The following is a 15,494-nucleotide window of genomic DNA, read 5'->3' as shown; positions in this document are numbered from 1 at the left end:
AAATTCTTTTTCACAAAGACTGGCAAGCTCTAGGTAGAACAATACGAAATCTGTTATCTTTATGTTAATGATGAAATTTTGGGTCAATAGATTGATGAAGCAGAGCTCTATCACGTCCACTTACAGGGTGAAAGTTCTATGATAAAAACACCAGTGAGCGAGTTGCTTGACGATTTGCGCTTAATTGATATTGGTATGGATTTGTTTGTTGAGATCCATTTTGCTAATGGTAAAAAAGTCCAATCTCGTTCGAGTTTGATTGGTTATCAAATCAACCGTTTTATTTTGATTGAATTTCCCACTAAAGATTTTTCTGAAGCTTACCAGCATATGTTAGCCAATGCTGAAATTGTGGTGAGAGCAATGACGAACAGTGGCTTTAAAGACATCATTGCCTTTAAGACCTCTATTTTATCAATGGTGAATCATCCAGTGCGTATGTTATGCCTTAGCGTGCCAAAATCGATCACTAAGAAAAAGGTCAGAGAGCAGCTGCGAGTCGATATTGAACAAGATGTGTTTATTATGCACAACGACAATAAGATCATTGCTAAAATGCTCGATTTTTCTTTGACAGGGTGTTTTGTCACTTTAGCCCCTAAATCGATGGTTCTTGAGCAAGATGCTGAAATACATGTGGCCATTTCTATTGATGAAAACTTGTCAGGCATTCTGACCGGAACCGCGGTTAAGGTGCAGCAACTTGAAGGCGAAATGACAATAGGGGTTAGGTTTTCGGATGAACACCCAGAGTTAAAAAACAAATTGTTTAGCCACTTTTTAGTGAACTCTGCGAATAAATAATTACTGTTTTTGGGCAAAAAAATGCGCATCATATAGATGCGCTAAAATTCACAAGCAAACTCGGTACGTTATAATCAGTAGTAGCCTGTAATCAATCACAGGCTATGCGGGGCAACTTGTTAATCTAAGTAGTTTAAAATCCCCATTGCGGCATCACGTCCTTCTGCAATAGCAGTTACGACCAAGTCAGATCCGCGTACCATATCGCCACCAGCAAAGACTTTAGGGTTAGTGGTTTGGAATGGGTTATCGTCAACTTTAGTGGCTTTAACCAAGCCCCATTCGTTTGTTTCAATCCCAAAATCGCTAAACCAGTCTGCAGGGCTTGCCTGAAAACCAAAGGCGATAATTAGCGCATCGGTTTCGAGTACTTGCTCGCTGCCAGCGATGACTTCAGCACGTTGGCGGCCACTGGCATCGGCTTCACCCATTTGGGTTTCCACACATTCAATACCCACCACGACACCATTTTCAGCTTTAATCGCGACTGGTTGGCGGTTAAATAAGAAATTAACACCTTCTTCTCGCGCATTTTGCACTTCACGGCGAGAACCAGGCATGTTGGCTTCGTCACGACGATATGCACAAGTGACGCTTTTCGCGCCCTGACGCACGGCTGTACGCACGCAATCCATGGCAGTATCACCACCACCAAGCACCACGACGTTTTTGCCTTCAAGGCTCAAGTAGGGCGTTGAATCGTCTTGTGTACCCATTAAGTGATGCGTGTTACCAATTAAGTAGGGTAGTGCCTGGATAACACCTTGAGCATCTTCGTTGGGTAGTTTGGCTTTCATTGCGGTGTAAGTCCCCATGCCGAGGAACACGGCATCGTACTCATCTAACAAGCTTTGAAAGCTCACATCTTTACCAACGGTCACACCCATTTTAAACTTAATTCCCATGCCTTCTAGCACTGAGCGGCGAGTCGCCATAACGTCTTTATCAAGTTTAAATGATGGAATACCGTAGGTGAGTAAGCCACCAATTTGCGGGTATTTATCATACACCACGGCTTGTACGCCATTACGGGCTAAAATATCCGCGCAACCTAAACCCGCAGGACCAGCACCAACAATTGCAACCCGCTCTTTACGCGGCGTGACTTTGGTCATATCTGGACGCCAGCCTTGAGAGATAGCCGTGTCAGTAATGTATTTTTCAACGTTACCAATAGTGACCGCACCAAAGTCGTCATTTAGGGTACAAGCACCTTCACATAAGCGGTCTTGTGGGCATACTCGGCCGCATATTTCAGGCAGGGTATTGGTTTCGTGAACCAAGTCTGCAGCTTCCATAATCCGACCTTGCTCAGCCAGTTTTAACCAGTTTGGAATGTAGTTATGCAATGGGCATTTCCATTCACAATACGGGTTACCACAGTCAAGACAACGATCGGCTTGTTGTTTCACTTCAGGCTGAGTAAACGGCTGATAAATTTCAATAAATTGTGTAGCGCGTTTTTTGGCTTCATGTTTTACGGGGTCAGCACGACCCACTTCGATAAATTGAAAGTCATTGCTCATGATTATCCTGCCTTTACAACTAATTCCGGACTCTTCTGCTCAATTTTAAGCAGGTCAGCAACGGCAATATTCTTTGGTTTGACTAGTACGAAACAATCTAACCAGTTTTCAAAATCACTTAAAATCATATGGGCATGTTCACTGCCGGTTTCAGCATAGTGAGTTTCAATTAACCCTTTTAAGTGTTGCTGGTGGATGGTCGACTCTACTTTTTGAGTATCAACCATTTCAGTGTTAACACGGCGATTAAAACGACCAAATTGGTCGAATACGTAAGCAAACCCACCGGTCATACCGGCACCAAAGTTCACCCCGGTTTTACCCAGAATGACCACGATACCACCGGTCATGTACTCACAACCGTTATCACCCACACCTTCGACAACAGCGATAGCGCCAGAGTTACGCACACCGAAACGTTCGCCAGCTTGACCTGCCGCAAATAATTTACCGCCGGTTGCACCATACAAACAGGTGTTACCCATAATGGCACTGCGCTCGCTTTGGAATGGACTGCCAATCGGTGGATGTATCACAATCTTCCCGCCAGACATGCCTTTGCCAACATAGTCATTGGCGTCACCGCATAACTTAAGCTCTAGCCCTGGGCTGTTCCATACCCCAAAACTTTGTCCTGCACTGCCGTTAAAACCAAGATTAATCGGCTCTTTTGTGCCTTTTACGCCAATTTTAGTGGCAATAAAGCCAGACAATGCCGCGCCAACAGAGCGGTCGGTATTGTTAATTGAGTATTGGTATGAGTATGGTTCACCAGCCTCCACTGCAGAAGCACAATCAGCTACAAGAGTTTGGTTAAGCTGACCGACATCTGACGGAGGGTTTGTTTCTTTCCAAGTCAATGCTGAGTTTGGTTGCACTTTTGGCTGATAAAGAATCGGTGTAAGGTCTAAACCACGTTGCTTGTCTGTTTGTCCTTCAATAGCATGTAACCAATCGCTACGACCTACTAAGTCTTCAAACTTGACGACACCTAATGCTGCCATCCACTCACGTACTTCTTGAGCAACAAACTCAAAGTACGTCATCACGCGTTCAGGTAGGCCATGATAGTGTTTTTCACGTAAGTTTTTATCTTGGGTAGCAACACCTGTCGCACAATTGTTCAAATGACAAATACGTAAGTATTTACACCCGAGCGCGATCATTGGCACAGTACCAAAACCGAAGCTTTCAGCGCCCAACAATGCCGCTTTAATTACGTCAGTACCGGTCTTTAAGCCACCATCCACTTGTAAGCGAATTTTATGGCGTAGGCCATTTTCAACCAACGATTGATGTACTTCAGCTAAACCAAGCTCCCAAGGAGAACCGGCATATTTAACTGACGTAATTGGGCTTGCGCCAGTACCGCCGTCGTAACCCGAAATGGTGATCATATCTGCATAGGCTTTTGCCACACCAGTCGCAATAGTGCCTACGCCTGGTTCTGAAACCAGTTTTACCGACACAAGTGCTTTTGGATTAATCTGCTTTAAATCGAAAATTAGCTGGGCTAAATCTTCAATTGAGTAAATGTCGTGGTGCGGTGGTGGTGAAATTAAGGTCACACCAGGGCGAGCATGACGTAGGCCGGCAATTTCAACGCTGACTTTATGGCCGGGTAGCTGCCCACCTTCACCTGGTTTAGCACCTTGAGCGACTTTAATTTGCAATACATCAGCGTTGACTAGGTAATGGGCTGTTACGCCAAAGCGACCTGATGCAATTTGCTTAATGGCTGAATTACGCTCGCTGTTAAAGCGATTAGCGTCTTCTCCACCTTCACCTGAGTTAGAGCGGCCACCTAAACGGTTCATCGCTATAGCTAACGCTTCATGCGCCTCAGGGCTTAACGCACCGATACTCATGGCCGCACTGTCAAACCGTGGGTATAAGGTTTCTGCACCTTCGACTTTGTCCGCGTCAACGGCGTCTAGCTGGCCTTTAATGCCAATAAGATCGCGCAAGGTTGCCACTGGACGGTCATCCACTAAGCGAGCAAACTTTTTGTACTCAGCATAATCTTGGTTTTTAAGTGACGTTTGCAATGTGTTAACGACGTCTGGGTTAAAGGCATGGTATTCGCCGCCCTCAACGTATTTCAGCAAGCCACCTTGTGGTAATGGCACATGGGCACGGTAAGCCGCAGTGTGCAGTATTTTTTGATCGTTGGCGATATGTTCAAAATTGACGCCTTCAATACGGCTTATTACGCCTTTAAAGCATAACTCAATGACATCACGCGCAAGTCCAACGGCTTCAAACTGTTGGCTACAACGGTATGAACCGACGGTGCTGATCCCCATTTTAGACATGATTTTACGCAAGCCTTTTTCAATGCCATAACGGAAGTTAAGCATTAATGGAGTGACGTCTTCCACTTGATGTAATTTGGCCATTGCAGAAATCGACTCATACGCAAGGTATGGGTAAATAGCTGTGGCGCCAAAACCGAGTAACACGGCAAAATGATGCGGGTCGCGCGCTGATGCGGTTTCAACAATAATGTTGGTGTCACAGCGCAAGCTCTTATCCACTAAACGAGTTTGCACAGCACCGACAGCCATAGCAGCAGGGATCACCTGGGCATTTTGTGCCACAGCACGGTCAGATAGTACCAATAGCGTTGTGCCACTGCGTGCTAAACGCTCAGCTTCATCGGTAATACGATGAATGGCTTGTTCTAAGCTTTCATGACCGTCGTAATTTAAATCGACGGTATTTGCACGATAGTTAGTGCTGTCTAAACCAAGTAATTGGTTAAAGTCACTGAATAATAAAATTGGAGAGTTGAACATCACTCGGTAAGCGTTACCTGTGGTTTCGCTAAATAAGTTTTGTTCGCGGCCAACACATGTCGCTAACGACATGACGTGTTTTTCACGTAATGGATCGATAGGTGGATTGGTGACCTGGGCAAATTTTTGACGGAAATAATCATATAACGAACGTGATTTTTTCGACAAAACGGCCATAGGCGTGTCATCGCCCATTGAGCCGATGGCTTCTTCACCTTTACTGGCCAGAACCCAAATCACTTGCTCTAGCTCTTCACGAGTGAAGCCAAATTGCTTTTGATATTGCAGTAAAGTTTTTGAATCAAAACCACTTTCGCCTTGACGAGACGGTTCAATATTTTCAGCGGGCACAAGTGTTTGGCTGTTTTTTGACATCCATTCTTTGTATGGATGACGACGTTTTAAATCGTTGTCAATTTCAAATGATTGGTATAAGCGACCATTTACGGTATCAAGTACTAGTAATTCACCAGGACCAACACGGCCTTTCTCGATGACTTCATCAGCGGCATAATCCCAAATACCCACTTCAGAGGCTAAGGTTAAAATCCGGTCTTTAGTGATGACATAACGCGAAGGACGCAAACCATTGCGGTCAACAGCGCAGGCTGCATGACGACCATTGGTCATTACAATACCTGCAGGTCCATCCCAAGGCTCCATATGCATAGAGTTAAAGTCATAGAAGGCTTTAAGCTCATCATCCATTTCTGGGTTGGATTGCCAAGCTGGTGGAATGAGCAAGCGCATTGCACGGTATAAGTCCATACCACCTGATAACAACATCTCAAGCATGTTATCTAATGATGATGAGTCAGAACCAGTTTCATTCACAAACGGTGCGGCTTGTTGTAGGTCAGGTAACAAGGGTGAATTAAACTTGTAGGCACGCGCTCGCGCCCATTGACGGTTACCCGTAATGGTATTAATTTCACCATTGTGCGCTAAATAGCGGAACGGTTGTGCTAATGGCCATTTTGGCGATGTGTTAGTTGAAAAGCGCTGATGGAATAAACAAATCGCACTCTTCAAGCGAATGTCGGCAAGGTCAGTATAAAATGATGGCAAGTCTGCCGGCATCATTAAGCCTTTATAGACTATGACTTGACCAGATAAGCTGGCGACATAAAAATCTTTGTCATCGGTAATCTGTTGCTCAAGACGACGACGCGCCATATATAAGCGACGTTCAAGATCTTTCTCACGCCACCCCACTGGCGCGTTGATTAGAACTTGATAAATTTGTGGCAAACTTGCTCGGCCAATCTCCCCCAGAACATCTGGATTAACCGGAACTTTACGCCAACCTGCAACACTCAGTGTTTCTCTTTGTAATTCTTTTTCTAAAATAAATTTAGCTTCATCAGCGCGTTGTTCATCTTGGCTGAGAAATAGCATACCTACGGCAAACTTTCGGCTTAAATGCCAATCATTTTCTGCGGCGATAGCTTCAAAGAAAGCAGTTGGCATTTGCATTAATAAACCACAGCCATCACCTGTGCGTCCGTCAGCTGCAATACCACCACGATGCTTCATTCGATCGAGACCATGAATTGCGGTACGCACAATGCGGTGACTCGCGTCACCGTCCATTTGTGCAATTAAACCAAATCCGCAATTGTCACGCTCGAAACTGGGATGATACAAGCTCATACAAAAAACCCCCTAAACCTCTACTAGATACGACTCGGGGTAAATGTGAAACATTCCATAGATATGCACCCGAACCATTCAAATTAAACTGAGAATGCATAAAGGTCAAACCAAAAAAATGCAACAAACTGAAATATAATTACCAAATAAATGGATTTGCCTACAAGGTTTACGTTAACGTAAACTGGGGTTTTGGCGCTATAACCTTATGAATAAAAACAATTTAAATATTATTTCAAACATATAGCTACTTTTTAGTAACAAAAGGAATGGATTGTTTTTGAATTAAAAATAATGAATTTTATTTCAAATACAGTTGTTGGGTAAAAAATTAATCAAAATGAGTAAATATTCATTTTGATTAATTTATTTCATGTTGGGATGTTTTAAACAATTTTGCGACATAGCGCAGAGTTTCGTGTTTGCTAGGCTTAAATGGCAGTTTTATTGATTTAGCACCGAGACAGGTGTTTAAGTGAATCATAAACTAGCGCCCTTTTAGGTGAAGAGGGTAGCCAGATGGGCTTAGATGACTACGTTAATACATTTGGTTCTTATTGCAAGCGTCAATATGGTGAAAGAATAAAAAAACTGACAATTGATGCTGAATTTACCTGCCCTAATCGTGACGGTACGCTGGGGCTTGGAGGTTGCACATTTTGTAATGTCGCCTCTTTTAATGCTCAACAAGGGCAAACATTGTCGATCCCTGTGCAACTTGCCGATGGTAAAGTGCGTGCCCATTCGAGAGAGCATTGTATTAATAAATCGCGACCAGCCCCGGTTTCATCAAGTAAATACATTGCTTATTTTCAAGCCTATACCAGCACTTACGATGAATTTAACCGCCTTAAACAAAAATACGACCTTGCGATTGCAGATAAGCACGTGGTGGGATTACACATTGGCACTCGACCTGATTGTGTGCCAGATGAGGTCCTTGATTTACTCGTTGAATATCAACAAAGTGGGTTAGATGTTTGGTTAGAGCTAGGCTTGCAAACCAGTAATAATCACACCTTGAAAAAAATTAATCGAGGTCACCAATTGGCGGAATATCGTCAAACAGTTATCGCAGCGAGAGCGCGTGGTATTAAAGTATGTACGCATTTGATTTTAGGTTTACCCGGCGAAACCAACTCCGACTACTTAAACAGTTTAAGAACGGTATTGGGAATTGGTGTCGATGGAATTAAGCTTCATCCATTACACATTGTTGAAGGGAGTACCATGGCAAAACAATGGCATTATAAGCCAATGCAGTTATTAACATTAGATGAATATGCATCTGCAGCAGCAATGCTCATTCGTCATACCCCTGAACACATCATTTACCACCGAGTTACCGCGTATGCCAAAAAACCGATGTTACTCGCCCCTGATTGGTGTGCATTTCGCTGGGATGGTTTAGTCGCCATTGTGGATGAACTAAGAGAATATGGTGGCCAAGGTAGTGCGCTCAATGGCGTTTATAAAACGGCCTAATGTGGACTTATGGTTACTTTATATTCTACTTGCTTGAAAAAGTCTCAAGATGAGCTTTTTTTAAACATTGGTAATGCCAGTGAAAAAGTGGTGTTAATGGCTTGTTATCATTTAAAATAAATGTGGTGCTATTCATGTTCAAGCCTTGCATAGGCTATTTTACTCGGTATTATGTTTTGTAATTTTATAGAGTTAGAATTAATACAGAGGTGCCACAATGGCCACAACGCAGTTAGACTCAATATTGGATCTCAACACCCTTGAGCAATATATCAGTGCCATTGGTGCTGGGACGTTATTAAAAAGCGTAGTGCTATTTGAGCAGCTAATGCCTGAATATGTCAGCAGTTTAGTGAAAGCTGAAGATGCAAATGATAAAGACACTTTATGTGCAGAAGCGCATAAATTTAAAGGCGCGGCAGGTTCTGTTGGCTTAAAACGTATTCAGCAATTTGCTCAGTTGTTACAACATAGCGAAGAAGCAAATTGGGATGCCGATCATAAAACGTGGTTAGCTGAAATCGTTGAACATGCCGCTAAAGATTTACAACAACTTAAAGCGTATCTGGAAGCAAAAGCATAATCGCTCTTTAGTACACTTAAGTTAAAAAAAGCCTCTATAAATGAGGCTTTTTTTATGGGTGCATGTCGCATTAATGCTTATCTGTTACTTGTTATTTCGCCCTATTTAATTCATTATTTGAATCAACATCGGTAAGGGTAATCGTTAGAATGAAAAATCTTCCTAGCCTTAAAAATCTCTATTATTTAGTGCATTTACATCAAGAACAGAACTTTAATCGTGCTGCTAAAATGTGTTTTGTTAGCCAATCAACCTTGTCTAGTGGCATACAAAACCTTGAAGAACAGCTCGGTTATCAATTGATCGAACGGGATCATAAATCATTTATGTTTACCGCAATTGGTGAAGAAGTCGTTGAACGTGCTAGAAATATTTTAACTAATGTTGATGACTTGGTTGAGTTGGTTAAAAACCAAGGGGAGCCAATGACGGGTGAAATACGTTTAGGCTGTATCCCAACTATTGCGCCATTTTTACTGAGTCGGGTGGTCAAATTGTGTCAGCAAGATTACCCCAAATTAAGCTTGTTATTGAAAGAAGACACCACAGAAAGACTGCTTGATGCTCTAGCTAAAGGCGAGCTCGATTTATTAATTTTGGCTTTGCCAGTCGATACTAATGGTTTCCATAGCATGAAAGTGGGTATCGACCCATTCAAGATGGTCATGCACAAAGAGTTATCGCAAGATGTAATACAACCTATCGATTATCAAAAAATGCCTGATGAAAGTATTTTTTTACTGCAAGCAGAACATTGTATAACAGGTCATGCGATTACTGCCTGCCAGTTAGGTGACAGTACTAAGGTTAACCCTTTTGCGGCAACCAGTTTACATACGTTAGTGCAAATGGTTAACAGCAAGCTGGGCACAACTTTTTTACCTCAAATGGCAATAGATACCGGTATATTAAATGACACTGATTTAATTACGATGGACCCACCAGGTGAAGCGCCGTATCGTGATATTGGGTTAGTTTGGCGTCAAACAACCAGCCGGATTTCAACCTTTAGAACCTTAGGGTTAGCGATACAGAAAAAATTACTCGCTCAAGAGTTACCAAACAAGAAGTAGATGGGTTACAAGTGGGGTGATTTGATAGGTGCAGCGCCAAATACTTCAATGGGGTGCTGCTTACCTTTTAATACAATTGGGCCTAAATTGGTTAAGTCATATTGACTGTTTTGCTGTTCAAGCCGATGGACCACATCCCCAGATAGTAGCATTCGTTGACCCAATGGATTGCATTGGTCTTGAAGCCTTGCCAACGTATTGAGCACATCACTAAAGAAACTGATCTCTTGTTTGTGGACACCCACAACGGCAGCGACCACTTGGCCACAATGTGCAGCGGCTTTAAATTTAGGCACAAAGCCATATTGTTGCTCAAAGTATTGAGTTTGCCATTTAAGTTGCTTACAAAACTCGAAGTAAATGTTCATGCAACGGTCATGTTTAATACCTTGCTCCAAAGGCCAATGGATTAATACCGCATCTCCCATATAACGATAGATTTCAGCCTCGTTGTCTGCAACTGTATCGGCCAGCATGCTAAAGCTGTCTTGAATCAGTCGACTAAAGCGATAATCACCTAGAGTTTCTGCATGGGCCGTAGATGACACCATATCGATAAAGAGAAAGAGTTGATGTTCATACCTTGGTTTATGGTATTTACCTAAACCAATATTAAACAACACTTTAGGCCCTACCAACAGTGCCATTTGTTCAATAAAAGCTAAGCTGACACGCACCACGACTAAATAAACGATTAATGCCTGAAATGACGGGCTATAAATAATATGTACGCTGAGCATTTGTCGTAAGGTGACCATGTGGTTATCAATCGCCCACATGTTTAAAAATTGCGTAACATAAGCAAGCGTGGTTGCGCCAAGTAATAAGAACAAGCCTTTAAAAACCACTGAAAACAAATAGGGTAGGCGACTAATGGCACTAAAGTCGGCAATCAGGTTCGACATCCAGTGAAGGCCACCGAATATAAACCCCATAAATACTGCCAAGGTAGCTAAATCTGCGTTACCAACAGCCCAATCTGGAAGTTGCGAGGATTGTGAATAGCGGAAAAACACAAATGACGCCATGGCGACGCTCCAAGCAAACACAGCGAACAATAGTTTTTGAGTCTGGCGGCGCGCTTTCAAGAGAATTAAAATATCCGAATAGCTGAGTAATAAGCGGTGTAGTTTATAGAAATTCTGCTGAATAGGGATAGTTTATTTGTGATTTAGATCAAGAGAAGTGCAGAAAAATGTGGCCTAGTGCAAACTTTTGCCCAGCCGATGGAACTGATTGTGATTACGCTAAAATGTTAATTTAGCCAAAAGCATTATTTAAAATCTGTTGGGTAAAATCGATTTTTAAATAAAAGCCGCGTGGATTAGATAACTGGATACTGCCGTCTTCAGCAATGCTTTCGGTTAATGCTTGGCTATTTGCCGCTTTTGGGCGTAGTTGTAATACTTCTCCGTGGCGAGCTGTAATTTTATCCACTTTGCCTAAAGCGATTAACTCCATTATTTCTTCCCAATCTTGCTGTAGCTGCTGTGCTTGCTGCGCGTTAGGTTGCCATAAGATAGGAGTACCGACTCGTCTTTCGCCGACAGGAATACTGCGTTCACCTTCTACAGGTACCCACAATACTTGTTGTAACTTGTGATACACCACGCTGTTTTGCCAAGTTAACCCTTGAATGTTGACCAGTGGAGCAACTGTGACATAAGTGGTTTCAAGTGGCTTACCTTGACTATCGATAGGGATTGTTTTTAATTCTACGCCCAAATGAATGAAATCTTGCTGCGGTTTTGAACCCGCCAATGCACCTAATTCAGATTCTATCAATTGGCCTACCCAGCCTTTATCGCGCCTTAAATTTGCCGGAACAGTAATTTGGTTGTCCATTGCAATGTCTGCGAGGCGGATCCCAGCCATATTATGCGCTCGTAGCATTAATTCATTAATGTCTTTAGGCGAGGATTTAGCCATGTCACTTTCATTACCTTTAATTGATGTTAGTCGTCATATTGACGCGTCCTTACACATTGACTGAGTGAATGAAATTACTGAGTGAATGAAAGCGCAAAGATCAATATGAAAAACGGGGAAATATCTGCTGATATGCTAGCAAGTATTCGATATTAATAACAAGTTTACTGACATTAGTGTTAATGCTCAAAAAATAAGCGCATTATTTGTGAGTAAAACTTTTTGATTGAATAAGTTTATAACCTTATGTTTTAATTTGTTTTTATAAATCTTTGCTGTTTTTAATATTGAATTGTCCCAAGTTACTCTCGTTTTGCCCTAGTATTTCACACACAGTTATCCACAGAATTAATGGATAACTGTGAAAATACTTGTCTTTAACTGATTAAAAAGAGCAAGTCAACGCAATAAAATGGCTTTTTCTTTGGTTTTTTTTAAAAAACGTCTTGTTATTTGTGTATAACTTAACGCGTAGTAGATCGAGTTGTTGATCTTAACTAGAGTCGTTGTTTTTTTGTTCGATCTCAGCGATCGAGATTTTATCAATACAGGGTTATTGGTTAAGATGTTGTATTTATTAGTTTTTAAGTTGTTTGTTGGGTGAGTTTATTAAATTGATATTTGTTGGTTTTTACCCACTAATTGAGTATTACCAAAGTTTCGAACAGAGATATCCACAGATTTTGTGGATAATCTACAGAGAAAAGCATAACAGCTGTTGATAAATAAGCTCTGTTAACATTGTTATTCAATTATCCACATTAAATAGAGGTTTGCCGATAGGCATGCTTTGTGAAACAATCAGACGATAGAAAATTTGGTTAATTTTGGAGTCCATGTGATTGATAGCGACGGCTTTCGCGCAAATGTGGGCATCATTATCTGTAATAAATTTGGACAAGTTATGTGGGCCAGGCGTTTTGGCCAACATTCATGGCAGTTTCCACAAGGTGGGTTAGATGATGGCGAGACTGCAGAGCAAGCCATGTATCGCGAACTTTATGAAGAAGTGGGACTGAGACCTGAGCATGTACAAATTTTAACGTCCACTCGTTCTTGGTTAAGGTATCGATTACCCAAGCGTTTGGTGCGCCAAGAAAGCAAACCTGTTTGCATTGGCCAAAAACAGAAATGGTTTTTACTACAATTAAAAGGTCACGATAATACCATTAATTTAAATTCTTCTGGTCATCCAGAGTTTGATGATTGGCGTTGGGTGAGTTATTGGTACCCTGTACGTCAGGTAGTGTCTTTTAAGCGCGATGTATATAGAAAAGTAATGAAAGAGTTCGCATCGACGACATTAGCGCTGCAAACGCGCGAATTTAATAGAAAGCGAAGCAAACAACGGAGTTAACTGATTTCAAAGAGGATTGGAACCGTGTTAAACATGCTCAGGGATATCACTCAAGCGGTTGCAAGAGCCAACAGTTTGGAGAGTGCATTAAATATTTTGGTGTCGCAAACTCGCATCGCGATGGCGACCCATTGTTGTTCCATTTATATCCTTGAGCAACAAAACCTTGTGCTGTCGGCCACAGAAGGACTTGAAAAGTCTGCAGTAGGCCGAGTTAGCATGCCATTATCTGAAGGCCTTGTCGGCTTAGTGGCCCAACGTGAGGAAGCCGTAAATTTGGCTGATGCACGAATTCACCCGCGTTTTAAACTCTTCCCTGAAGCTGTTGAAGAAGATTACCGTGCTTTTTTGGCTGTACCGATCATTTTTCAAAAGTTGGTTGTTGGCGTTATCGTGGTTCAGCAACCTGAAGCAAGGCAATTTAGTGAGAGTGAAGAAGCCTTTTTAATGACGTTAGCGGCGCAACTTGCCGTGGTTGTACGTAGCCTTAAACACAAAGCCTCCATTACTAATGTACAACATCAAGTGATGTTTAACGGGATTACTGCTTCTAGTGGTATTGCGATTGCTCACGGCTTAGTGTTGGGTGGTGCCATTTCGCTCGAGCAAACTGAACGTCATTGTGATGATGTAGACGTTGAATTGCTTAGGCTAAAACAAGCTATGCAACGCTGTAAGGATATGCTCTCGGCTATTTCTCAGCGTTTTGAGAGCGAAAAGTCTGCTGATGTTGCGTCTATCTTTACTGCCTTTCTACTGTTGCTTGAAGACTCAAGTTTAGGCGGGGAGTATGCTCGAGAAGTCGCACTTGGTTGGCAAGCTGAATCAGCAGTAAGTCGGGTGTCTCTTCGTTATATCGATCAATTTTTGGCGATGGAAGATCCATACTTAAAAGAACGGGCCAGTGACATTCGCGAGCTTGGTCAAAAAGTATTGCGTCAATTGATTGAGCCTGGGCGTTTAGAGGTTGAATCAGACAAACCGGTAATTTTAGTCGCTAAAGAAGTCGATGCCACATTATTAGCTGAGTTTCCGCGACAAAAGCTTGCGGGGATTGTCACTGAGCGAGGCGGTGTAAACGCCCATGCTGCTATTTTAGCTCGCGCATTAGGTGTGCCTGCCATTGTTGGTACTGACGATGTTTTGTCGACCGATATCGATCAAAAATTGTTAGTGCTTAATGCCACTCGCGGTCAGCTATTAGTGTCACCATCCCCAGCAGTCATTGAAGAATATCAATTATTGCTTGATGCTGACGTTGAAAAACAAAAGCAATTTTCTGCAGAATTAAGTTTGCCATCGGTGACCACTGATGGCCAACGGATCCAGCTTTATCTTAATGCCGGTTTACTCAGTGGTATTGCATCTGAAATTGCTGAAGGGGCTGACGGGATTGGTTTATACCGTACTGAAATTCCGTTTATGTTACATCAGCGCTTTCCGAGTGAAAGCGAGCAAATCAATGTATACAGACAAGTATTAAGCGCAGCAGGTGATCGCCCTGTGGTAATGCGCACCTTGGATGTGGGTGGTGATAAGCCCTTACCTTATTTTCCGATTAAAGAAGATAACCCGTTTTTAGGTTGGCGCGGTATCCGTTTGTCACTTGATCATCCTGAATTGTTTTTAGTGCAACTGAGAGCCATGTTGCAAGCCGCAGGAAAAGGCAATCAATTACAAATTTTGCTGCCTATGGTGAGTAATCTCGATGAGATTGATCAAACCTTAGTATATCTTGAGCAAGCTTTTACCGAATTAAACCAAGAACTCAATACTATTTTAGTTCGACCTAAAGTGGGTGTGATGCTTGAAGTTCCTGCATTATTGTATCAATTACAAGACGTGGCAAAACGCGTGGACTTTGTCTCTGTTGGCAGTAACGATTTAACTCAATATTTACTGGCGGTTGACCGAAACAATCCGAGTGTGAGCTCGTTATTTGATAGTTATCACCCTGGTATTTTACGCGCCCTTAAAATGGCAGTAGATGACTGTAAACGATATGACTTAGATGTGAGTGTCTGCGGCGAATTAGCGGGTGAGCCCTATGGCGCTTTGTTATTGGTGGCTATGGGGTACCATAAGCTCAGTATGAACCAAGCTAGCCTCGCCAAAATTAACTTTTTGCTCAGACGAGTATCGCAACAAGAATTATCTGAGTTACTCAGTACTGTGTTATGCCAATCTAATGGCCAACAAGTACGAACATTATTAGGCCAGTTTTTACAGCAACATGATCTAGCCGATTTGATTAATCCATAATATGGATCAAGTCAATTAGCCAAT

At 42.3% G+C, this 15,494-nt stretch carries 10 protein-coding genes; 6 read left to right on the top strand and 4 right to left on the bottom strand.

The features are described from left to right. Positions 1–138 precede the first annotated feature (138 nt). Positions 139–804, top strand: coding sequence for a flagellar brake protein (locus PQR79_RS10110; RefSeq protein ID WP_238102608.1), 666 nt, complete (start codon positions 139–141; stop codon positions 802–804). A 119-nt stretch (positions 805–923) separates the two neighbouring features. On the opposite strand, the gene PQR79_RS10105 is transcribed toward PQR79_RS10110, so the two are convergent. Then, entirely contained in the window at positions 924–2,330 is a 1,407-nt protein-coding gene (locus PQR79_RS10105; protein ID WP_238102609.1) for an FAD-dependent oxidoreductase, read from the bottom strand. Between the two features lie 2 nt (positions 2,331–2,332). Next, positions 2,333–6,781 carry a glutamate synthase large subunit gene (gene gltB / locus PQR79_RS10100; RefSeq protein ID WP_238102610.1) on the bottom strand — a complete coding sequence of 1,483 codons (4,449 nt, stop codon included), beginning with the start codon at positions 6,779–6,781 and terminating at the stop codon, positions 2,333–2,335. 519 nt (positions 6,782–7,300) lie between these two features. On the opposite strand from gltB, the gene mnmL reads away from it, so the two are divergent. The 3 genes from mnmL (at position 7,301) to oxyR (ending at position 9,922) form a co-directional block, all read left to right on the top strand. Continuing rightward, entirely contained in the window at positions 7,301–8,266 is a 966-nt protein-coding gene (mnmL, locus tag PQR79_RS10095; protein ID WP_238102611.1) for a tRNA modification radical SAM protein MnmL/YtqA, read from the top strand. Positions 8,267–8,483: 217 nt separating this feature from the next. Further along, on the top strand, positions 8,484–8,849 hold the full coding sequence (locus PQR79_RS10090) for an Hpt domain-containing protein (protein WP_238102612.1): 366 nt from the start codon (positions 8,484–8,486) through the stop codon (positions 8,847–8,849). A 149-nt stretch (positions 8,850–8,998) separates the two neighbouring features. Further along, entirely contained in the window at positions 8,999–9,922 is a 924-nt protein-coding gene (gene oxyR, locus PQR79_RS10085; protein WP_238102613.1) for a hydrogen peroxide-inducible genes transcriptional activator OxyR, read from the top strand. Positions 9,923–9,927: 5 nt separating this feature from the next. Here oxyR and PQR79_RS10080 read toward each other — a convergent pair whose 3' ends face one another. Beyond that, positions 9,928–10,950, bottom strand: a complete 1,023-nt coding sequence (locus PQR79_RS10080) for an adenylate/guanylate cyclase domain-containing protein (RefSeq protein WP_274408472.1) — start codon at positions 10,948–10,950, stop codon at positions 9,928–9,930. A gap of 232 nt (positions 10,951–11,182) precedes the next feature. Next, entirely contained in the window at positions 11,183–11,851 is a 669-nt protein-coding gene (gene mutH, locus PQR79_RS10075) for a DNA mismatch repair endonuclease MutH (RefSeq protein WP_238102615.1), read from the bottom strand. Between the two features lie 838 nt (positions 11,852–12,689). On the opposite strand from mutH, the gene rppH reads away from it, so the two are divergent. Next, positions 12,690–13,208 (top strand): RNA pyrophosphohydrolase, encoded by a 519-nt coding sequence (gene rppH / locus PQR79_RS10070; protein ID WP_238102616.1) that lies wholly within the window; start codon positions 12,690–12,692, stop codon positions 13,206–13,208. Positions 13,209–13,232: 24 nt separating this feature from the next. Beyond that, entirely contained in the window at positions 13,233–15,470 is a 2,238-nt protein-coding gene (ptsP, locus tag PQR79_RS10065) for a phosphoenolpyruvate--protein phosphotransferase (protein ID WP_238102617.1), read from the top strand. Positions 15,471–15,494 lie beyond the last annotated feature (24 nt).

This window comes from Shewanella metallivivens (assembly GCF_028750675.1).
Lineage (GTDB): Bacteria > Pseudomonadota > Gammaproteobacteria > Enterobacterales > Shewanellaceae > Shewanella > Shewanella metallivivens.
This window is presented reverse-complemented; position numbering and strand designations above follow the sequence as displayed.

Coding starts and splice junctions, on each gene's coding strand:
- mnmL (WP_238102611.1), top strand. CDS start 7,301: ATGGGCTTAGATGACTACGTTAATACATTTGGTTCTTATTGCAAGCGT.
- PQR79_RS10105 (WP_238102609.1), bottom strand. CDS start 2,330: ATGAGCAATGACTTTCAATTTATCGAAGTGGGTCGTGCTGACCCCGTA.
- PQR79_RS10090 (WP_238102612.1), top strand. CDS start 8,484: ATGGCCACAACGCAGTTAGACTCAATATTGGATCTCAACACCCTTGAG.
- mutH (WP_238102615.1), bottom strand. CDS start 11,851: ATGGCTAAATCCTCGCCTAAAGACATTAATGAATTAATGCTACGAGCG.
- oxyR (WP_238102613.1), top strand. CDS start 8,999: ATGAAAAATCTTCCTAGCCTTAAAAATCTCTATTATTTAGTGCATTTA.
- gltB (WP_238102610.1), bottom strand. CDS start 6,781: ATGAGCTTGTATCATCCCAGTTTCGAGCGTGACAATTGCGGATTTGGT.
- PQR79_RS10110 (WP_238102608.1), top strand. CDS start 139: ATGATAAAAACACCAGTGAGCGAGTTGCTTGACGATTTGCGCTTAATT.
- PQR79_RS10080 (WP_274408472.1), bottom strand. CDS start 10,950: ATGGCGTCATTTGTGTTTTTCCGCTATTCACAATCCTCGCAACTTCCA.